This is a genomic window from Maribacter sp. R86514 (assembly GCF_044597005.1).
Taxonomy (GTDB): domain Bacteria; phylum Bacteroidota; class Bacteroidia; order Flavobacteriales; family Flavobacteriaceae; genus Maribacter.
Window position 1 is genome coordinate 814,896 of record NZ_CP138999.1, and the last position, 21,834, is coordinate 836,729.

Here is a 21,834-nt window from a genome sequence, read left to right on the forward strand (position 1 = left end):
TATGGCGAACTTTATTAATGTAATATTACCAATTCCTCTAGAAAAAAGTTTTACGTATAGTGTAACGGCTGAAGAGGCAGCATTACTGCAACCGGGAATGCGTGTAGCGGTGCCTTTTGGTAAATCAAAAATATATACCGGTGTAGTTCAGAGTATTCATCAGAATCCACCAGAAGTCTATGAGGCAAAGGAAATACATCAATTATTAGACGATTACCCAATTGTAAACCCAATTCAATTAAAACATTGGGAATGGATAGCGTCTTATTACATGTGTACTTTAGGCGAAGTTGTTCGCAGTGCACTTCCTAGTGCATTTTTATTGGAGAGCGAAACATTGGTACTTCGAAATACGGAATATGAAATAGACGAAACCAATCTTTTAGATGATGAGTTTTTGGTGTTCGAAGCTTTGCAACATCAAACTATATTGAAAGTTCAAGAAGTTTCCGCCATTATAGAGCGTAAAAATGTCTTGCCAATTCTTCAGCGACTATTGGAGAAGAAAGTAATCGTATTAAAAGAAGAGGTGTATGAGCAATACAAGCCAAAGTTGGTTAGGTATGTAAAATTAGGTGCAGAGCATACATCCGACGAAAAACTAGAAGAACTTTTAAAAACATTGACCAGGGCGCCAAAGCAAAGTCAAGTTGTACTTTCTTTATTTCAGTTACAGGGTAGAAGTCAGCATCCGATCAAGGTTACTGAACTTGAAGCATCTAGCAATAGCTCTAAATCAGTGATAAAGTCTTTGGTAGATAAGGGTATTCTAGAAGAATATTACATTAAGACCGATCGGATAAATTATGACGGTGAAGCAGATAATTCTGAAACTAAAGAATTAAATGAATACCAGCAGGCTGCGCTGACAGATATTAAATCTTCATTCGAAACGGGGAAAGTTACCTTGTTAAAAGGAGTGACATCTTCTGGTAAGACCGAAGTTTATGTAAAGCTGATAGAAGAATGTTTAGAAAAAGGTTTGCAAGCATTATATCTCTTGCCTGAAATTGCTTTGACCACACAATTGATTAGTAGACTGCAAGAGTATTTTGGTGAAAAAATCGCTATTTACCATTCTAAGTATAATGTACAAGAACGTGTAGAAGTTTGGCAAAATGTTTTGCAGGCAAAACCGAAGGCTCAATTAGTTATTGGGGCTAGATCTGCAATGTACTTGCCATTTAGTAAGTTGGGGTTGGTCATTGTAGATGAAGAGCATGAGAGTTCTTTTAAGCAATTTGATCCTGCGCCAAGATATCATGCAAGAGATGCGGCAATAGTTTTAGGACATTTACATAAAGCAAATATTCTGTTGGGTTCTGCAACACCAAGTGTAGAGAGCTACCACAATGCGCAGACAGGTAAATACGGCTATGCAGAAATAACCAGACGTTATGGTAATGTGCTCATGCCTGAGATGGAGTTAGTCGATATTAAAGAAGCATCGAGAAAAAGGAAAATGAAAGGTCATTTCTCTGAACGTCTTTTTATGGAAATGGAAGAGACCCTGCAAGAAGGTGCACAAATCATACTTTTTCAGAATAGAAGGGGTTTTGCACCGTTAATGGAGTGTTTAACATGTGGTCATACGCCGCAATGCCCAAATTGCGATGTTAGTTTAACCTATCATCAATATAGAAAACAATTACGTTGCCATTACTGTGGTCATCATACAGCATTGCCCGAAATTTGTTTTGCATGTGGTAGTCCAGATTTGGATACCAAAGGTTTTGGTACCGAACAAATAGAGAATGAAGTTTCTGAATTATTTCCCGAAGCTAAAGTAGGTCGAATGGATTTGGATACTACGCGAGGTAAACACGGTTACGAAAAGATCATTACCGCTTTTGAACAGCAAGAATTGGATATTTTGGTAGGTACCCAAATGGTAACTAAAGGGCTAGATTTTAGAAACGTGAATTTGGTGGGTGTAATGAATGCAGATTCACTTTTGAATTTCCCAGATTACCGTGCTCATGAAAGAACCTATCAATTATTGACTCAAGTATCGGGTAGGGCAGGGCGCACCAAGAAAAGAGGTCGTGTAATTATTCAGACCTATAATCCGTATCACCAAATATTAAAACAGGTAACCACCGGTGATTATGAGGGTATGTATACAGAACAATTATATGAAAGGGAGCAGTTTAAATATCCTCCGGTAAATAGAATTATCAAAGTTACATTTAAACATAAAAATTACAATATTCTAAATGAAGCTGCAGATTGGTTTGCAGGTGCATTACGTACTAATTTTGGAGGTACCGTATTAGGACCGGAATATCCGCCGGTAGCAAGAATTAGAAATCAATATTTGAAACATATTGTAATCAAAGTTCAAAAAGCACATTCACTTGCGCAAACAAAAGCGAATATTAGACGAATAGAAAAATCATTTAAAGCCGTGGCAATGTATAGAAGTGTAAGGGTCATATATAATGTAGACCATATATAAACTAAAAAAGACCGCTAATTAGCGGTCTTTTTTGAAAGTAAAATTATACCATATATTATACGTTACTTAGCGCTTCGGCTAGTTCTGTCTTTTTATTTCTACTTAGAGGTATTGATCTACCGCTAACTTCAACATTCTTACTGTTGAATTTTTCAACCTTTTCTAGGTTAATGATATATGATTTGTGAATTCTTAAAAACTTATCTTCTGGCAATTGCTTTTCAAAAGATTTCATTGTTGATAAGATTACGATATTAGCTTCGTCAGTTACTAATTTTATATAGTCACCAAGTGCTTCGATCCACTTAATATCATTCAAGATAACCTTTCTTTTCTTTAGGTTACTCTTTACAAAAATATGCTCTTCGTCTTCATTGACTCTGTGCAATTGTTCGTAATTTGCTACAGCTCTTTTGACAGATGCGTCAAAACGTGCCATGGTAATCGGTTTATGTAAATAATCCGTTACATCATAGTCAAATGCTTTAAGTGCATAATCTGGTTTACCGGTAATCAAAATTACCTGAGGACTGTTTTCTAGGGACTCTAGTAGGTCGAATCCTGTAATGATTGGCATTTCAACATCAAGAAAAATAAGATCTATCTCATGGTTCTTGATTCCGTTTTTAGCCTCGATAGCATTACTGTATTCAGCTACCATAGTCAAATTCGGATGATTGTTTACCAACTTGGCAACGGCCATCCTTTGCATGGATGAGTCGTCAACGATGATACTTCTTAACTTCATAAGGGTTGATTTGTGGGGTTAAATCATCGACAAATAACCGAAAAAACATGCTGAACTGCAACAAAAGATGTGAACAATGCGCTGTTGATCGTGTAATTGGTAATGATATAATATTTAAGATTTGGATTAATTTTATATGTTGTTACCATTCAATAACGAAGAATATTCATATTTCTTATAATTATTTTAAAAAAATATCTATTTTTGCACTCCTTAAAAACAAATATAATATGAACCATTACGAAACTGTTTTCATTTTGAATCCCGTTCTATCTGATGTTCAGATAGAGGAAACAGTTAAGAAATTCGAAGATTTCTTAATTAACAATGGCGCCAAAATGGTAGCTAAAGAGAATTGGGGGCTAAAGAAGTTAGCTTATCCTATTCAAAACAAAAAAAGTGGATTTTACCACTTGTTTGAATTTACTAACTCTGGTGAGGTAGTTACACCTTACGAACAAGAGTTTAGAAGAGATGAACGTGTTATGCGTTTCTTGACCGTTAAATTGGACAAGCACGCAATTGCATGGGCAGAAAAAAGAAGAACAAGAAACAAAACCGCTAAAGCTTAAGTATTATGGCAACATTACAACAACAGGCAAAAGGAAAGAAAGATGGAGAGATCAGATATCTTACTCCATTAAACATTGAGACCAACACTAAGAAGAAGTATTGTCGTTTTAAAAAATCTGGTATTAAGTACGTAGATTATAAAGATGCTGATTTTTTATTGAAGTTGGTAAACGAGCAAGGTAAATTGTTACCTAGAAGACTTACAGGAACTTCATTGAAGTATCAAAGAAAAGTGGCACAAGCCGTAAAGAGAGCTCGTCATTTGGCGTTAATGCCATATGTTGCTGATTTATTAAAATAATAAGAAAAGAATCATGGAGCTTATATTAAAAGAAGACGTACAAAATTTAGGTTTTAAAGACGACGTAGTAAATGTTAAGAACGGTTACGGAAGAAATTTCCTTATACCTCAAGGCTTAGCTACTATGGCTACTGTTTCTGCTAAAAAAGTTTTAGCTGAGAACTTAAAGCAAAGAGCACATAAAGATAAAAAAGTTGTTGATGCTGCTAAGAAAGTAGAAGAAGCATTAAAAGCTTTAGAATTGAAAATCACTGCTAAGACTGGTGCAGCCGATAAATTATTCGGTTCTGTTACTAATGGTGATTTAGCTGATGCAATTGAAAAAGAAGGTCATTCAATTGACAAAAAATTCATTAGCATTCAAGGTGGTGCAGTTAAAAGAACTGGACCTTACAATGCACAAATTAGATTACACCGTGAGGTAATTGTTGATTTTGGTTTCGAAGTAGTTGCCGAACAGAAATAATTAACTATCTAAGTTGATAAATTAAAAAGAGCTATGCGTGCATAGCTCTTTTTTTATTGGTATTTTTGTTAAAGAACTCATAAATAACTCAAAACCAATTAAAATGAAAAACAGCTTGCTTTTTCAATTGTTGTTGCTACTTTTTGTAAGTGCAACCTATGGTCAGGTTACTACCTCTAATATAAGAGGTTTGGTAATGGATGATCAAGATCAACCACTATTTGGCGCTAATATTGTCGCTATTCACACCCCAACAGGAACAAAATACGGATCAATTACCAATGAAGATGGTAGATTCAACCTATTGAACCTTCGTGTTGGTGGTCCTTACTCGGTTGAAATTTCTTATGTAGGTTTTAAGCCTTATCAACTTACAGACGTAAATCTGTCTTTAGGGCAAACGTTCAACGTTGATGTTAAATTGGCAAGTGAAAGTCAGGCATTAGACGAAGTAACGGTTGTTTCTGATCGCTCAGGTACTTTTAGTAGCGATAGAACAGGTGCAGAAACTAGTGTAGGTAGAAGAGAATTAACTCGTTTGCCAACTATTTCACGTTCAGCACAAGATTTTACACGTTTAGAGCCTACCGCTAGTGGTAATTCTTTTGGAGGTAGAAATGACCAGTTCAACAACTTTTCATTGGATGGAGCAATTTTCAACAACCCTTTCGGTTTAGATGCAGCTACACCAGGTGGTCAAACAAACTCACAACCAATATCTTTAGATGCAATTGAGCAAATTCAAGTATCTACGGCACCATATGATGTTACTCAATCTGGTTTTACAGGAGCTTCTGTAAATGCGGTTACAAAGAGTGGTACTAATGAATTTCATGGTACGGTGTATGGTTTTTTCAGAAATGAAGATATGACCGGTGGTAAGATTAAAGGCGATGACATCGTTAAGCCTAAACTTGATCAAAGTCAGTACGGAGTTAGTATTGGAGGACCAATTGTAAAAAACAAATTATTCTTTTTCGCAAACTTTGAAAGAGATGAACGTACAGATTTAGGTACTAACGGATGGGTGCCAAATACAGGTTCTGGTGCAATTAACGAATCTAGGGTATTGGAAAGTGACTTAATTAATGTACAAAATCAGTTATTGGCGGTGGGTTATAATCCAGGAGCTTATGAAGGTTTTACACATGATGCAGAATCCACCAAAGGTCTTTTTAAATTAGATTGGAATATTAATGATAATAACCGTTTGGCTGTTATTTATAACTTTTTGAAATCTTCAAAAGAGAAACCTGCGCACCCAACGGCAATACAATTTAGAGGTCCTAATGCAAACACATTACAGTTTCAGAATTCAGGATATGAGATAAATAATGACTTAAAGTCTATTCAAGTTGAATTGAACTCGACTTTATCGGAAACGGCTTCAAACAAGTTACAAGTTGGGTATACCCACTTTGACGATTATAGAAATCCGTTTTCTACTCCAGCACCTTCTATAAACATTACAAAAGATGGTTCTAACTATATTATTGCCGGTCATGAACCATTTTCCGCAAATAACAGACTAGATCAAAAAGTACTGCAGATTACTAACAACTTAAATTTTTATAAGGGAGACCATACGTATACAGTTGGTTTTTCTTTGGAGAAATTTATGTTCGATAATTCATTTAACCTAACCGCTTATGGTTTTGATTTATTTGGAGGTGTAGATATCGCGGATTTTGATGCATCATCTTATGATTTTGCTGGTCCACAAGCAACATTTAATGCAAATAATGCTGTACCAGATGGTGAAGGTTGGGCATTGGCAGAAACGAATGTGGGTCAATTGGCTTTTTATGTTCAAGATGAATGGAATGTAAATGAGAAATTCAAATTAACATACGGTGTTCGTTTTGATAAGCCTTTGTTCTTTGACTCTGCAGAGAAAGCACAAGATGTTATTGATAGAGGTTTTGTTATAGCTGATCAGCCATACCAAAATCCTAATACAGGTGAAACCGTATTCATAGATAACACGCAAATGCCTTCTAACGATTGGTTGATTTCACCAAGAGTTGGTTTTAACTATGATGTTTATGATGATAAATCATTACAATTGCGTGGTGGATCTGGTCTGTTTACCGGTCGTTTCCCATTCGTATGGTTAGGAAATCAGATTTCTTCTCCAGACGTATTTTTCTTGCAGGCTGTTGATCCAGATTATAAGTTTCCACAAGTATGGAGAACAAATTTAGGTGCAGATAAGCGTTTAGATAATGGTATTGTGTTAACTGCAGATGTATCGTATACAAAAGATATCAATGGTCCTCACGTACAAAACTGGGCATTGACTTCGCCATCAGGTAATTTATCTGGTGTTGATACAAGAGCAACATATACTGAAGGAGATTTATTAAACAGCTTTGGTTTAGGGGCTGGTCCTTATGTTTTTACAAACTCTAATAAAGGAAGAATTTGGAATGCATCTATAAAAGCTCAGAAAAACTTCAGCAATGGTTTGTATGCTATGATGGCGTATAGTTATTTAGATGCTAAAGATGTGAATTCAATTGAAGCAGAGATAACATCAGATGCTTTTGCAGGTAACCCAATTATCAATGATGCCAATGCAGATGTACTAGCGCCATCAAAATATGGAGATAAGCATAGATTTATTGGTGTAGCTAGTAAAAACTGGCAATACGGTAAATGGGCTACTACACTTTCTACGTTCTTTGAATATGCTCAAGGTGGTAGATTCAACTATACTTATGGTGGTGATATTAATGGTGACGGTTCTGGTATCAATGACCTAATTTATGTGCCCACATCTGCAGAAATAGGTCAAATGCAATTTTCTGGTGCCGGTCAAGGAACAGCTTTTGATGCATATATTGCTCAAGACGATTACTTAAGTGGTCGTAGAGGTCAATATGCAGAGCGTTACGGAGCTTTAGCGCCATGGAGAGGTCGTTGGGACGTTAAGTTCTTACAAGACTATAAAATCACAGTATCTGAAGGTAAAACCAATACCATTCAATTTAGTGTTGATGTGTTGAACATTGGTAATATGATCAGTTCTGATTGGGGCTTGGTACAACAGCCTAATGCAGTACAACCAATTGGTGTGTCTGTAGATGCGGATACAAACGTGCCAACATATACGTTTAGTCCAGATTTGACTGAAACCTTTGGTTTTGATGCTAGTTTGTTATCTAGATGGCAAGCACAAGTAGGATTGAGATATATCTTCTAAGTTTTTAAAATTAAGTTGTAAAAGCCCTAACAAATATGTTGGGGCTTTTTATTTTTGCAAAATGAAATATACGAGGCTAACAAAAGAGCAATTAGAAGAGTTGCATCCAGAATTTATAAATTTTCTGGCAACACAATCTATTACTGGCGATGAATGGGAAACTATAAAAAAGGATAAACCAGAAGTAGCTGAGGAGGAGTTAGATATTTTTAGCGATTTGGTATGGGAAGGAGTGTTGAGTAAAGTTTCTTATTTAGAGAATATTTCAGATAAGCAAATGCACCTTTTTCATTTAACCGAAAAAGAAATGAAATTGATATCGGTAAAAGTGATGAATCCTGAGATTGATTTAACTACCTCAATAGGTTTTGACTGGTTCAAGAGAAATTGGCAATCAGATTTCGTAGAATACTTGACAGCGGCAAAAGCTTATACTGATGATAAAAATGTAGACAAGTTTTTGTTACTTCAGCAAGGAGCGGTTATAACAAAAGGAGAATTGTATAAATGGTTCGAAAAAGTAATCGTTACCAAATAAAACAATAATAATCTAGTATTCATACTGTAGAAATATTGTCTTAGTTATTTGAAGGCTATATTTGTAATACAATAAAAAATAATGGCACAGAAACCATCCATACCAAAAGGAACCCGCGATTTTAATCCATCAGAAATTGCAAAACGTAATTATATATTTGACATCATTAAAAGAAACTTTCAAACGTATGGTTTTCAGCCTATTGAAACACCTTCTTTTGAGAATTCAGATACGTTATTGGGTAAATATGGAGAAGAAGGTGATCGATTGATTTTTAAGATTTTGAATTCTGGAGATTTTCTTAGAAAGGTAGATGATGCTACTTACACAGATAAAAATTCAAACAGTATTGCTCCAAAGATTACTGAAAAAGCTTTGCGTTATGATTTAACCGTTCCCTTTGCACGGTACGTAGTAATGCACCAAAACGAGTTGGATTTCCCTTTTAAGCGTTATCAAATTCAACCCGTTTGGAGAGCGGATAGACCGCAAAAAGGAAGATTTAGAGAATTTTTTCAATGCGATGCCGATGTAGTGGGGTCAGATTCCTTATTACAAGAGGTGGAATTGATTCAGTTATATGATGCCGTATTTTCCGAATTAAAATTGGAAGGGGCAACCATAAAAATGAATAATAGAAAAATATTAGCAGGTATAGCAGAAGTTATCGGAGCTAAAGATTTACTTATAGATTTTACCGTTGCTTTAGATAAGCTGGATAAAATAGGGGAGGACGGAGTTAAAAAAGAAATGCTTTCTAAAGGGATTTCTGAGGAAGCAATTGAAAAAGCATCTCCATTATTTTTACCTCAAGGTAGTAACGATGAGCAATTAGAGCGTTTAGATGCCTTATTGAAAGATTCTGAAGAAGGTAAAAAAGGTTTGGAAGAACTTCGTTTTATTTTAGAAACCATAGCTGTTTTAGGCTTGCAATCCGCTAATTTATCTATAGATGTTACTCTTGCGCGCGGGCTTAATTATTACACAGGAGCTATTTTTGAGGTTGCAGCGCCAGAGGGTGTGAAAATGGGATCTATAGGCGGTGGCGGTCGCTATGATGACCTTACCGGTATTTTTGGTTTGAAGAACGTAAGTGGAGTAGGTATATCATTTGGTCTAGATCGTATTTATTTGGTGTTAGAAGATTTAGGGCTCTTCCCAGAGGCAATTGACCAATCTCTACAAGTGCTATGTGTCAATTTTGGAGATAAAGAAGCTATGGCTGCCTTAAAACTGGTAAGTCAATTACGTAAGCAAGGTGTTAAAGCCGATATCTATCCTTCTAGTGCTAAGATGCAAAAGCAAATGAAATATGCTAATAATCGTAATGTACCTTATGTAGTTTTAATTGGGGAACAAGAGTTGGATGAGAATTCATTCGTTGTAAAAAACATGAAAAAAGGTACACAAGAAAAGTATAGTTTAAACAAAGTTGCAGACTTTGTAAATTACTTGAGCTAACTACTTTAAAATCAGATAAAAGTTTAGTGAGTCATTTTTGATTATATTTGGTTAACCAATCTGGTTGTGCAATTTTATATTGTACAATTAATATAGGATTAAATCAATATTGAATCAAGTTTTATAATTATAACGTCATGACGAACAGTAACAAATTATCTGGAAAAAATATACTCATAACAGCCGGTGCTCAAGGAATTGGAGAGGCAATTACCAAGCACTTTATTGATAGCGGTGCCAATGTTGCTATTCATTATTTTTCTAGTTCAGATACTGCAAATGAATTGGTAAAGTACGCGACCGATAAGGGTTTAAAAGCAATTGCAATATCTGGAGATTTAACTAAAGAAGAAGATGCAAACGCATTAGTTGAAAGAACGGTTGAAGCTTTAGGCGGTCTAAATATTCTTGTAAATAATGCCGGGTCTTTAGTAGCTAGAAAGTTGCTAAGCGAAATGGAAACAGAATTTTGGCACAAGGTGATGGATATTAATTTGACTTCAATGATGTTCGTTACACGAGCAGCAGCACCATATTTGGCAAAGGATGAAAATAGTAGCATTGTAAACTTGGCATCTTTAGCTGGGCGTAAAGGCGGTCACCCTGGATCATTGGTATACTCTACCAGTAAAGGAGCTATTTTAACCTATACAAGGGCACTTGCATCAGAATTGGGACCTCAGGGAACAAGAGTTAATGCAGTTGCACCAGGACTTATCTTAGGTACCTCATTTCACAATACACATACCACCAAAGAATCTGCAGCAGAAACTACAAAAGGTATTCCCATTCAAAGAGCTGGTAATGCAGATGATGTTGCCAGAGCTGTGTTGTATTTAGCCTCTGAATATGATGGCTTTATTACTGGAGCTACGCTTGATATAAATGGCGGAGTTTACAACATGTAATATTCGATAAAATCATTGTAAAACTAGTCGCTTTAGGGTGACTAGTTTTTTATTCTCATACTTATAAAAATATAATTATGCTTAAGACTCCGGTTATTCATCCTACAATTATGGAAGCGCTTGGGCGCTCAGGTCATTTTGCGCAAGTGGTTATTGCAGATGGTAATTTACCTGTTGGTGCAATGACAGGTCCTAATTCAACAACGGTCCATTTAAACTTTCGCCCTGGATTGTTAGATGCACTTACTGTGTTGGAAGGTGTATTAGAAGTTTGTCCTGTACAAGGTGCTATAGTAATGGAAAAGCCTGCAGAAGCCAATGCAGAAATTCATGATGCCAATAAAAATTTGTTGGGAGATGTGACTTGGGATGAAATGGAACGTTGGGCTTTTTATGATAAAATTAGAGATGAAAACACCACGCTGATTATTCAAACAGGTGAGCAAAGACGTTTCGCTAATTTGATTTTAACTGTTGGCGTTGTAAAAATGGCTGAAGAATCTGGTTTTTAATTGAACATTTTTAGAAGAAAATAAAGGCTATACATTTTTGTTTCTACTGGATATTTCTTTAAGTATAGTCTTATAATAAGAAATATCATGGGGAACATAATTGTATTTTGAAGTGTCTATCACTGCTTTGCTAAATTGTTTTATCGACTCTAGTTTTAATGCCTCAACCTCACTGTCCTGTTTTTGAAGTGCACTAAAAGGTAATTTTAGCTTAGTAATAAATGTATGATGAAATTCATAGTCCTTTAATATTTCAGAATGCTTTTTTACGGATTTGAAAATGCCTATTTTTTCTAAATCAGAAGGTAGAATTGTCAAACCTATTTCTTCTTGTACTTCACGTAATGCAGATGTTATGATGTCCTCTCCAGCACCAATATGTCCGGCAACGGATACATCCCACAGTAACGGATATACATCTTTCTCTTTACCACGTTGTTGGATTAGAATTTTTCCATCTGAAGTATAAAACCAAATATGAACGGTTTGATGAAACCAACCGTTTTTATGCGCTTCGGATTTCATGGCAGTTGTATTGGTCATGTTACCGTCAGCATCAAGAATGTCTATTAATTCATCCATAGAAATAAAAAATCCCTCCAATAAAAGAGGGATTATATAAATTTAATCGAAGTAGCTAAAAGTTTCTCCGTCTTTAATTGTTAAGAGTGTTTCGTAGATTAAACGAATTACATTTTCAACATCATCTTTATGAACTGTTTCTACCGTTGTGTGCATGTAGCGTAGGGGCAAAGAAATCAATGCAGAAGCAACTCCGCCATTACTGTAGGCAAAAGCATCGGTATCTGTACCTGTAGATCTAGACGCGGCCATTCTTTGAAATGGTATCTTATTATCTTCAGCTGTTTTAATGATACGTTCGCGCAACTTGTTTTGAACTGCAGGCGCATAAGAAATTACAGGGCCAGCACCAATTTCTGTATGACCTTGTACCTCTTTTTTAATCATAGGTGTGGTGGTGTCATGACAAACATCTGTTACAATGGCAACATTTGGCTTAATAGTCTGTGTAATCATTTCAGCACCACGTAAACCTATTTCTTCCTGTACAGAATTTGTTATATAAAGTCCAAATGGCAACTCAACTTTATTCTCATGCAATAAACGAGCAACTTCGGCAATCATGAATCCGCCAGCTCTATTGTCTATAGCTCTACAAACGTATTTGTTTTTGTTAAGAATTTGAAATTCGTCTGGGTAAGTAATTACACAACCTACGTGGACCCCTAGTTTTTCTACTTCTTCTTTATTTGTGGCACCAACATCAACCGTAATATTCTCGATTTTCGGAGTTTCTTCTTTATCTCCTTTACGGGTATGAATCGCAGGCCAGCCAAAAATACCTTTTACTATTCCTTTAGAAGTATGGATATTGACCCATTTAGAAGGAGCTATTTGGTGATCACTACCACCATTTCTAATGACATGAATTAAACCGTTATCTGTGATATAGTTTACATACCAAGAAATTTCATCAGAATGTCCTTCAATAACTACTTTATATTTAGCATCAGGGTTTATAACGCCCACAGCAGTACCATATGTGTCGGTAATAAATGTATCTACATAAGGTTTTAGGTAGTCCATCCATATTTTTTGCCCTTCCCACTCATATCCTGTAGGGGCAGCATTATTCAGGTATTTTTCAAAGAAGTCTTCAGACTTTTTAGTAATTATTTTTTTATTAGCCATTAAAATAAGTTTAGAATACAAACTTAAGAATATTAGCGTTGTATTAGTAATAACCTTCTTTAATAATCGTTAATTTTGGCAAGACTTTTGTTAAGCCTATGGTAATGAAATATAACTTTTTACTTCTTTTTTTACTATTCAGCAGCATGACCATATGCAATGCCCAGGTTGAAGAACAGGAACTTGATTCCATTACGGAAAAGATGATTATTGTTGCTGGTGATTCTTTGGTTCAAAGTTCAATAGCCTTGCAAGAAGCTTATGTATTTGGTAAACTTAAATTCTCATCTTACGACGAAAAATTACGGTATTACATTTTACGTAGAAAAACGCAAAAAGTATATCCGTATGCAAAAATGGCGGCAGAGCGTTTGGTAGAGTTGAACGATAGTCTATCGAATATGAAGAACAATCGTAAACGTAAAAAGTACACTAAAAAAGTACAGAAGTTTATTGAAGAGGAGTTTTCTGAAGAGTTGAAAAAATTAACGCGTACAGAGGGTCAAATTTTAGTTAAACTAATTTATAGGCAAACAGGTACTACGGCTTTTGATTTGGTAAAGGATTTAAGAAACGGATGGCGTGCATTTTGGTACAATACCACGGCAAAGCTTTTTAGTATTAGTATCAAAGAAGAATTTCACCCAGATCTAATTGAGGAAGATTACTTAATTGAAGATATTTTACAACGTGCTTTCTCTAAAGGTAAATTAGAGCGGCAAGAAACTGTTTTAGATTACGACTATGATAAGTTGTATAATAAGTGGAAGAGAACTACAAAAATACCTAAAGATTAAGATGATTTTTGTTTCTTTCCGAACATGGAGTCCATTATTGTCATAATACCTTTAAAACCTGTTCTAACTGCAAAGAACGCAAGGATTACGCCAATGATACATACAGGCCAAAATAAAAAGTGTTCTTGATTTTTAAACGCCTGCCATAAAACTATTGGGGCGGTAAACATAAGAACTACGGTAATTGCCAATTTCTTTAAGCCGTTAACAAGTACATCTTTATCAGTTCGTCTCATTTTCTGTTATGGTTATACTGTCTTTATATTCTTCTACGATTGCAAAGTAACCTAAGGCATAATTATCTGTGTTGTTAACATTGTCAACATTTTCGTCATTATCGATACCGGTAATATTTATAATATTGCCACGTACCGTAGCAGCAGGTGTTTGAAAAGGACCTTGGTCACCACCGGACTGTACTATAATTTGGTTCATATAATTGTAAAAAGACTCATCTACACCAATAAGACTGACATCTACTACAGAGCTGGTGTTTAGTTCAAGTTCATTGTCATAGAAATAAGAAAACACGAATGTCTGCCCTTGGTAAAATTCATCTTCAGTTACTAGAAATTCACCAAAATCTAAATCTAAAAGGTAAAAATCGTCGCTACCTGCACGATCGGTAAACGCTACGATAACTTCTGTTTCGTCACCTGAAAAAAGAGTTTCTTCACCTTGTTCTAAAGAGTCTATTGGTACCGATTTTACATAGGTGGTAGTTGCCAAGTATTGCTCATCGTCTGTTGTGATTATCAATTGAAAAACATCACCTTCGTCGATATTGTCAACTCTAATTCTTTGGTCGCTATCGAATGAAGGGTCCGGAACCCATTTTCCGCTTCCAGGTTCAACTTCCGCTAAATTAGATACTCCGCCACCTTCTAAAATTTCTGGAGCATCTTCTCTGGGAGTACCGTAAAAAATGATAGCGCTTTTAATGGTTGCAACAGTATTTTCTTCAAAAAAGGAACTACTCTCTGAAACCACTATTTCAATTGGTAGATATTCTTCGTTTTCATTAACTCTAATTACCCCGTTCACAATAAGTCTGGTATCGTTTTCAGGAAGCTCTACTTCAACAACATCTTCGCATGATGCGAAAAATATAACTGTAAGTATTAGAAATATATAGCTTTTCATTAATTATAATTTAAAGTTATAGGTAACTGCAGGTACGATGCCGAATACAGATGTACGAACGGCTTCGTTCGCGCCAGTATTATCGTTTCTTCTAAAGTTGATAGAGGCTGCATTTCTTCTATTGTAAACATTGTATAGGCTAAAAACCCATTCTCCTTTTATTTTTCTGGTTTTATTCTTTCTAGGAGTTAATGTGGCCGACAGGTCTAAGCGATTATATGCCGGTAATCGCTGTGTATTTCTAAGACCGTAATAAGGTACGGTTAAGTTTTGAAACTGAAATTGACCGATTGGGTAGTTGGTAGGTTGACCTGTCTGGTAGGTGAAATTACCGCTAAAACTCCATTTGCCATTTACATCATAGCTTAAGAACATAGAGATGTCGTGGGTTTTGTCATAAGGTGTGTTGTACCAATTTCCAAAATTTATACCGGTTTCAATATTACTGCGACCATTATCTGTAGAAGATGTTCTACCTGGCGTTCGCTGCTCTGATTTAGATAGAGTATATGCTAACCAACCTTGAAGTTTACCTTCGTTTTTTCGTAGTAAAACTTCTAGTCCGTAGGCTCTTGCTTCACCATTTAAAATAACCTGTTCAATGGCATTGTTGGCAATTAAATTAGCCCCGTCTATATAATCTATTCTGTTTTGAACGTCCTTATAGAAAACCTCTGTTTCAAAAGAAAAATCCCCTTCGTTTATATTTTTAAAATATCCTAAGGCATATTGATCTAGCAATTGTGGTTTTGTAAAAGGCCCGCTGGGCGTCCATACATCTAAAGGAGTAGGGGAGCTTGTATTTGATAATAAGTGTAAATATTGAGCCAATCTTGTATAACTAGCTTTAATGGAGCTGGTCTCGTTTAATGTGTATGATAAAGATGCTCTTGGTTCAAAATTACTGAAGTTGGATAATGTGGTTCCTTTTCCCGGATTAATAACATCAATAGGTTCGGCTTCTTTATAAATTAACAACAAAGGGTCAAATTCAACAGGGTTGTCATTTGCGTATACATTAAGCTCATCTTGACCCAGTCTCATAAAATGGCTAAAACGTAATCCGTAACCCAAACTCAGATTGTCGGTTACTCTGTGTTCAAAATCTACGTAAGCGGCAAATTCATTAGCATATTTTTGGATGAGTTGCTCTTCTAAGATACCAGACTCGTCACTACTAGGTTCTATTTTTCCAGGGTTGAATTGATAGTACACGTTGTTTAAGCCATAGTTTACTTGTAATTTATCGGTTGCATAGTGTTTAAGGTCATATTTGATATTGAAATTTTTGATGCCCGAGTTCCAATCAAATCCAACAAAACCTAATTTAAGTCCGTAATAATAATCGGAATATATTAAAGATAAGTTCGAAAATAACTTGTCTGAGAATAAGTGGTTCCACCTAAAGTTACCTACAGTATTACCGTAGGTATTAACGAAACTATCATTGATGCCAAAGACATCGCGACCAAAATAACCAGATAGAAAAATATTATTCTTATCGTTTAATCTGTAATTTAATTTAGTGTTCAAGTCATAAAAATAGGCGGTATTGTCCACATCGAAAAGAGGAAGAAAAAGATGGGCGTACGATCCTCTACCGCCAATAAGAAATGCAGCTTTATCTTTTTTAATAGGCCCTTCTATTAATAATCTACTTGCAACGGCACCAATACCACCGTTCATTTTAAATTCTTTACTATTGCCTTCTTTTTGAAATATATCCAATACCGATGAAACTCTACCACCATAACGTGCAGGTATACCACCTTTATAGAGTTTTACATCTTTTATGGCATCGGGATTAAAAACAGAAAAAAATCCGAATAAGTGTGATGAATTAAAGATAATGGCTTCATCTAATAAGATTAGATTTTGATCAGCTGCCCCGCCACGAACATTAAATCCAGAAGCACCTTCACCGGCATTGGTAACACCCGGTAATAGCAATATGGATTTGATAACATCGGCTTCACCTAGAATTACCGGTATTTTTTTAACCGTACCCATTGAAAGTGTGTTAACGCTCATTTGTGGTTTTCTAATATCCATCTTTTCCACATTTTCGGTTACCACGACCTCTTCTAACTGTTCGGCTTCTTCTTCTAATAAAAAATCTATACGTCTATTTTCGGTTAGTTCGATTTCTTTAATGATATCTTCAAAGCCTAAGTAGCTAATAAGAACCTTATATGTGCCTTCAGGTAAGGATATAGAATAAAAACCATATTCATTTGTCGTGACACCGGTACTTAATTCGGGTATGGCAACCGTAACACCTATAAGCGTTTCGTTACTGCTAGATTCAGAAATTGAACCACTTAAGGTATATTTTTGTTGCCCCTGTAAAGAAAAAGAGTAGCAAAGCAATGAGATGAGAATAAACGGTAAATATCCTTTCATCAATTTTTTTAGTAAAAATACTTAGAAATAGGGTACACTCCTACAACTAATTAAAAGACAAAAAAAAGACCCTTAACTAAAGTTAAAGGTCTTTTGTAAATATTCTTATAAGATTAAATGGAGTTTAAAATACCATTTAAAGTTTTACTAGGTCTCATAGCTTCAGCAACAAGAGCAGCATCTGGCTTGTAATAACCGCCTATGTCTTGTTTAGAACCTTGAGCATCTATTAATTCCGTAAGAATCTGAGATTCTTTAGAATTGATTTCTGCACTAACTTTAGAAAATATTGTTTTTAACTCAGCATTATCATCTTGTAATGCTAAAGCCTCTGCCCAGTATTTAGCTAAAAAGAAATGGCTACCTCTAGTATCTATTTCTTTTACTTTTCTTGACGGAGATTTATCGTTCAATAAAAATTTCTCTGTGGCGCTATCTAAAGTGTCGCCAAGAACTTTAGCGGCTGTGTTTGAATTTTTCTCTCCGTAGAATTCCAATGATACCCCTAGAGCTAAGAATTCACCTAAAGAATCCCATCTAAGATGTCCTTCTTCTATAAACTGATCTACGTGTTTTGGAGCAGAACCTCCAGCACCTGTTTCAAATAGTCCGCCTCCGTTCATTAAAGGAACAATAGAAAGCATTTTTGCACTTGTACCAACCTCTAAAATCGGGAAAAGGTCAGTAAGGTAATCACGTAAAACATTACCCGAAACCGATATGGTATCTTTACCTGCCTTCATTCTTTTTAAAGTAAATTCAGTAGCCTTAATTGGAGACATTATTTGAATATCTAAACCAGCAGTGTCTTCTTTTGCTAAGTAAGTATTTACTTTTTTAATTAGTTCAGCATCATGAGCTCTATTTTCATCTAACCAGAAAATAGCAGGGTCATTCGTTGCTTTAGCTCTTGATACGGCTAATTTTACCCAGTCTTCAATAGGTGCGTCTTTAACTTGACACATTCTCCAAACATCTCCAGTACTTACAGAATGTTCTATTAAAACCTTACCAGTTGCTATGTCAACAACTTGAACGGTTCCGTTTTGTTTTATTTCAAAAGTCTTATCATGAGAACCATATTCTTCAGCCTTTTGAGCCATAAGTCCTACGTTTGGTACAGTACCCATGGTAGTTGGGTCAAAAGCACCATGCTCTTTGCAGAAGTCTATAGTTGCACTGTATATTCCTGCATAACTACTATCAGGAATAACGGCTTTAGTGTCTTGCGCTTTACCTTCTTTGTTCCACATTTGACCAGAGTTTCTAATCATAGCAGGCATAGAGGCATCTATAATTATATCACTAGGAACGTGAAGGTTGGTAATTCCCTTATCAGAATTTACCATAGCTAAATCAGGGCCGTTTGCAAGGGCTTCATCTAGATCTTTGTTGATAGCATCTTTTTCGCTAGCTGGAAGTTTATCGATTTTCTGGTATAGACTTGCTAAACCGTCATTAGGGCTAACACCTAAAGTGTCAAAAGTGTCTGCATATTTTTCAAAGACAGGTTTTAAAAAAGTTTCTACAACATGACCAAAAATAATTGGGTCCGACACCTTCATCATGGTGGCTTTTAAATGCACAGAGAAGAGAACACCTTTATCCTTAGCATCTTTGATTTCTTTTTGTAAGAAATCTAATAAAGCCGTTTTATTCATTACCGTTGCATCGATAATTTCACCTTTATGCAAGCCAAGGTTGTCTTTAAGTATTGTTTCAGAACCCTCTGACACCAATTTTATTTGAACCGTAGTAGGTTCGTTTAATGTCAAGGATTTTTCGTTTGCCTGAAAATCGCCTTCACCCATTGAAGCAACGTGCGTTTTAGAGCTAGCACTCCAAGCACCCATACTATGCGGATTTTGCTTTGCATAGTTTTTTACGGCTCTAGGTGCTCTACGGTCAGAGTTACCTTCTCGCAATACAGGGTTTACTGCACTACCTTTGATTTTGTCATACTTTGCCTTAATTTCTTTCTCCTCGTCATTCTTAGGCTCGTCTGGGTAGTTAGGTAATTTGTAACCTTTAGATTGTAATTCTTTAATAGCCTCGTTCAATTGCGGAACAGAAGCACTAATATTAGGTAATTTTATAATGTTTGCTTCAGGCTGTTTTGCCATATTGCCCAATTCTTCCAAATCATTGGTCACTTGTTGTTCTTTCGTTAAAAGCTCGGGGAATGTAGCGGCAATTCTACCAGCTAAAGAAATATCTTTGGTTTCAATTTCTATTCCTGATGATTTGGTAAATGCTTTAACGATAGGTAAAAAAGACTCTGTTGCCAAAGCTGGCGCCTCGTCTGTTTTAGTGTAAAAAATTTTGGACATGTGCAGTTTGTTTTAATTTAAGCGGAACAAATATACGATATTCTAAAAGTTTTAAAACGTGGAGATGCCTTAATATTTAAGGCTAGGGAAGAAGTTTTGTTAAATAACAAAAGCCATATCAATGTACGCATACAATGATATGGCTTTTTAGAAAAAGCTTACGGACAGTTTGTTCTAATTTTTTATTAGAACGGCAACCCTTGATTGCACCCGCTTCACTAATTCAACGTTTTAAAATGTTTTTCGATTCTCAGGTACGTAACCTAACATCTACACATCATTTCTTCTTTGCCATTTTTATTGTAAAATAGAAACCTAGTATATAGTTTTTCTATAATTCAATTCATTTTAAGTGCTATAGGCGACAGCTTATAGTCTTAAAAATTACTTCATTCAATATTAATTAAATGTTTAATTAGAACAGCAATACGTAAGAACGTAAACTTCGTAGTAATTTTAAAATTGGTTTTTTCGTCACTCCAATTTCTTGATTACACTACAATTTACAAAAAATTACAATTCAAATGTAAAATTTATAAATATTTATTAATCAACACTTTATGAACAGGGGTTATTCACTTTTGTTCATAAAAAAAGCACTGTCTCAAAAAATGAAACAGTGCTCAATATTATAATGGAGAGAAATTTATCCTCTTACCTCTTTAATTCTAGCTTTTTTACCAGTTAACTCACGGAAGTAGTAAATTCTAGATCTACGTACTTTACCACGTTTATTAACTTCAATTTTTTGTAATGCTGGTAAATTTACAGGGAAGATACGCTCAACACCTACGGTACCTGACATTTTACGGATAGTAAAAGTTTCTGTTGAACCAGAACCTCTACGTTGTATTACAACACCTTTAAAGAACTGAGTTCTTGTTTTTTCACCTTCCTTAATTTCGTAGTATACTGTGATTGTATCACCAGCAGAGAATTTTGGAAAATCTTTTTTAGCTACGAACTCGTCTTGTACAAATTTTATTAATGATTCCATTGTCTATTTAATTGGAATTAAATTAAAGCAACATTCACGATTATCGTCAGAGGTTGTTCTAACAGGGTGCAAAATTAATATTAAAATTAAAACATACAAGCATTTATATGCTTTTTCTTAAAGAATTATAAATATGCTACTCTAGAAGATCTGGTCGCAAATTTTCTGTGCGCTCATGTGCCTGGTTTTCGCGCCATTCTTCAATCTTGCCAAAGTTTCCGCTCAATAATACATCCGGTACTTTCATTCCTTTATATACCGCAGGTCTGGTGTATACCGGCGGGGCTAATAAACCGTCTTGAAAAGTATCCGTCAGGGCAGAAGTTTCATCGTTCAATACACCAGGTAGTAGTCTAATAATAGAATCGCAAAGCACTGCAGCACCTAACTCTCCGCCGGATAATACATAATCTCCAATAGATATTTCTTTGGTGATGAAAGCATCTCTTACGCGTTGGTCTACTCCTTTATAATGCCCGCAAAGAATTATAATGTTCTCTACCATAGAAAGTGTATTTGCCATTTTCTGATTTAAGGTAGCGCCATCAGGAGTCATGTAGATAACTTCATCATAGTCTCGTTGCGACTTCAATTCGGTAATGCACTTGTCTATTGGTTCTATCATTAAAACCATACCTGCACCACCGCCAAACTGATAGTCATCAACATTACGGTATTTGGTAGAGGTGTAATCTCTAATATTATGAAAGTGGACTTCAACTAATCCTTTATCAATGGCTCTTTTTAAAATGGAGGCTTCAAACGGACTGGTCAGTAATTCAGGTAATACGGTAATAATATCTATTCGCATCTTTTAATCTTGCATCATCATTTAACCTGCCAAAAGTAGTGAAAAGCATGGTAATCTTTTTCCCATCCTAATTTCTCATATAATTTTTGAGCAGGATTGTCAATAGCTGTTTCCAATGCTAGTCCTTTATAGCTATTCTGTTTGCAAAAATCTTGCGCTTTTAAAAGTAATTGTTCACCAATAGATTTTCCTCTATAATCCGCATGAACAAACAAATCATTTAAAATGAGGGATTCTTGTAAACTTACAGAAGAGAAAGTGTAATATAATTGTGTAAAACCTACGGCTATATTGTCTTTGTACGCTACAAATATGATAGATTCTTCTTTCGCAATTCTATTTTTTAAAAACTTGGTGGTAGCATCGATGTCCGAATCCATTTTATAAAACACTCTATATCCATCAAAAAGAGATAAGATGTCGTTGATCTCTGCTATTGTAATTCTTTTTATTTGTGTCATATCAAAAAA

20 protein-coding genes are annotated in these 21,834 nt (G+C 35.4%); 10 read left to right on the forward strand and 10 right to left on the reverse strand.

Annotated features, from left to right (window positions below; genetic code table 11):
• Position 1: 1 nt before the first annotated feature.
• Entirely contained in the window at positions 2 to 2,458 is a 2,457-nt protein-coding gene (gene priA, locus SJY30_RS03515) for a primosomal protein N' (RefSeq protein ID WP_396634231.1), read from the forward strand.
• Positions 2,459 to 2,513: 55 nt separating this feature from the next.
• Here priA and SJY30_RS03520 read toward each other — a convergent pair whose 3' ends face one another.
• Positions 2,514 to 3,206: a LytTR family DNA-binding domain-containing protein gene (locus tag SJY30_RS03520; RefSeq protein ID WP_027067302.1), complete on the reverse strand. Its 693-nt coding sequence runs from the start codon at positions 3,204 to 3,206 to the stop codon at positions 2,514 to 2,516.
• Between the two features lie 230 nt (positions 3,207 to 3,436).
• Between SJY30_RS03520 and rpsF the strand changes: the two genes are divergently transcribed.
• The 8 genes from rpsF (at position 3,437) to SJY30_RS03560 (ending at position 11,170) form a co-directional block, all read left to right on the forward strand.
• Positions 3,437 to 3,778, forward strand: a complete 342-nt coding sequence (gene rpsF / locus SJY30_RS03525; RefSeq protein ID WP_036154980.1) for a 30S ribosomal protein S6 — start codon at positions 3,437 to 3,439, stop codon at positions 3,776 to 3,778.
• Positions 3,779 to 3,783: 5 nt separating this feature from the next.
• Positions 3,784 to 4,080 (forward strand): 30S ribosomal protein S18, encoded by a 297-nt coding sequence (gene rpsR, locus SJY30_RS03530; protein WP_027067300.1) that lies wholly within the window; start codon positions 3,784 to 3,786, stop codon positions 4,078 to 4,080.
• A gap of 13 nt (positions 4,081 to 4,093) precedes the next feature.
• Positions 4,094 to 4,546, forward strand: coding sequence for a 50S ribosomal protein L9 (rplI, locus tag SJY30_RS03535; protein ID WP_036154978.1), 453 nt, complete (start codon positions 4,094 to 4,096; stop codon positions 4,544 to 4,546).
• A 103-nt stretch (positions 4,547 to 4,649) separates the two neighbouring features.
• Positions 4,650 to 7,751 carry a TonB-dependent receptor domain-containing protein gene (locus SJY30_RS03540; protein WP_396634232.1) on the forward strand — a complete coding sequence of 1,034 codons (3,102 nt, stop codon included), beginning with the start codon at positions 4,650 to 4,652 and terminating at the stop codon, positions 7,749 to 7,751.
• A gap of 61 nt (positions 7,752 to 7,812) precedes the next feature.
• Positions 7,813 to 8,289, forward strand: a complete 477-nt coding sequence (locus tag SJY30_RS03545; protein ID WP_396634233.1) for a DUF6495 family protein — start codon at positions 7,813 to 7,815, stop codon at positions 8,287 to 8,289.
• An 81-nt stretch (positions 8,290 to 8,370) separates the two neighbouring features.
• The gene (gene hisS, locus SJY30_RS03550; protein WP_396634234.1) at positions 8,371 to 9,750 is read left to right on the forward strand and encodes a histidine--tRNA ligase; all 1,380 of its coding nucleotides are present in this window, start codon (positions 8,371 to 8,373) and stop codon (positions 9,748 to 9,750) included.
• Positions 9,751 to 9,887: 137 nt separating this feature from the next.
• Positions 9,888 to 10,658, forward strand: a complete 771-nt coding sequence (locus SJY30_RS03555) for an SDR family NAD(P)-dependent oxidoreductase (RefSeq protein ID WP_396634235.1) — start codon at positions 9,888 to 9,890, stop codon at positions 10,656 to 10,658.
• A gap of 77 nt (positions 10,659 to 10,735) precedes the next feature.
• The gene (locus SJY30_RS03560) at positions 10,736 to 11,170 is read left to right on the forward strand and encodes an RbsD/FucU domain-containing protein (protein ID WP_396634236.1); all 435 of its coding nucleotides are present in this window, start codon (positions 10,736 to 10,738) and stop codon (positions 11,168 to 11,170) included.
• Positions 11,171 to 11,197: 27 nt separating this feature from the next.
• On the opposite strand, the gene SJY30_RS03565 is transcribed toward SJY30_RS03560, so the two are convergent.
• Both SJY30_RS03565 and SJY30_RS03570 read right to left on the reverse strand, forming a co-directional pair.
• Complete coding sequence (locus tag SJY30_RS03565; RefSeq protein ID WP_396634237.1) at positions 11,198 to 11,773, reverse strand: NUDIX domain-containing protein; 576 nt, start codon at positions 11,771 to 11,773, stop codon at positions 11,198 to 11,200.
• Positions 11,774 to 11,794: 21 nt separating this feature from the next.
• The gene (locus SJY30_RS03570; protein ID WP_396634238.1) at positions 11,795 to 12,883 is read right to left on the reverse strand and encodes a M42 family metallopeptidase; all 1,089 of its coding nucleotides are present in this window, start codon (positions 12,881 to 12,883) and stop codon (positions 11,795 to 11,797) included.
• A 104-nt stretch (positions 12,884 to 12,987) separates the two neighbouring features.
• Between SJY30_RS03570 and SJY30_RS03575 the strand changes: the two genes are divergently transcribed.
• Positions 12,988 to 13,680, forward strand: coding sequence for a DUF4294 domain-containing protein (locus tag SJY30_RS03575; RefSeq protein ID WP_396634239.1), 693 nt, complete (start codon positions 12,988 to 12,990; stop codon positions 13,678 to 13,680).
• Here the strand turns inward: SJY30_RS03575 and SJY30_RS03580 are convergent.
• From SJY30_RS03580 to SJY30_RS03610, 7 genes are all read right to left on the reverse strand, one after another.
• Entirely contained in the window at positions 13,677 to 13,916 is a 240-nt protein-coding gene (locus SJY30_RS03580; protein ID WP_396634240.1) for a DUF6095 family protein, read from the reverse strand. The two genes, SJY30_RS03575 and SJY30_RS03580, sit on opposite strands and share 4 nt — an antisense overlap.
• Positions 13,903 to 14,823 carry a DUF4249 domain-containing protein gene (locus tag SJY30_RS03585; protein WP_396634241.1) on the reverse strand — a complete coding sequence of 307 codons (921 nt, stop codon included), beginning with the start codon at positions 14,821 to 14,823 and terminating at the stop codon, positions 13,903 to 13,905. The genes SJY30_RS03580 and SJY30_RS03585 overlap by 14 nt, the downstream gene beginning before the upstream one ends.
• 3 nt (positions 14,824 to 14,826) lie before the next feature.
• Complete coding sequence (locus tag SJY30_RS03590; protein ID WP_396634242.1) at positions 14,827 to 17,226, reverse strand: TonB-dependent receptor domain-containing protein; 2,400 nt, start codon at positions 17,224 to 17,226, stop codon at positions 14,827 to 14,829.
• A gap of 113 nt (positions 17,227 to 17,339) precedes the next feature.
• Positions 17,340 to 19,556, reverse strand: coding sequence for an NADP-dependent isocitrate dehydrogenase (locus SJY30_RS03595; RefSeq protein ID WP_396634243.1), 2,217 nt, complete (start codon positions 19,554 to 19,556; stop codon positions 17,340 to 17,342).
• A gap of 646 nt (positions 19,557 to 20,202) precedes the next feature.
• Positions 20,203 to 20,553, reverse strand: a complete 351-nt coding sequence (gene rplS, locus SJY30_RS03600) for a 50S ribosomal protein L19 (protein ID WP_036154956.1) — start codon at positions 20,551 to 20,553, stop codon at positions 20,203 to 20,205.
• Between the two features lie 136 nt (positions 20,554 to 20,689).
• On the reverse strand, positions 20,690 to 21,364 hold the full coding sequence (gene trmD, locus SJY30_RS03605; protein WP_396634244.1) for a tRNA (guanosine(37)-N1)-methyltransferase TrmD: 675 nt from the start codon (positions 21,362 to 21,364) through the stop codon (positions 20,690 to 20,692).
• Between the two features lie 17 nt (positions 21,365 to 21,381).
• Positions 21,382 to 21,825, reverse strand: coding sequence for a GNAT family N-acetyltransferase (locus SJY30_RS03610; protein WP_396634245.1), 444 nt, complete (start codon positions 21,823 to 21,825; stop codon positions 21,382 to 21,384).
• Positions 21,826 to 21,834: the final 9 nt, after the last annotated feature.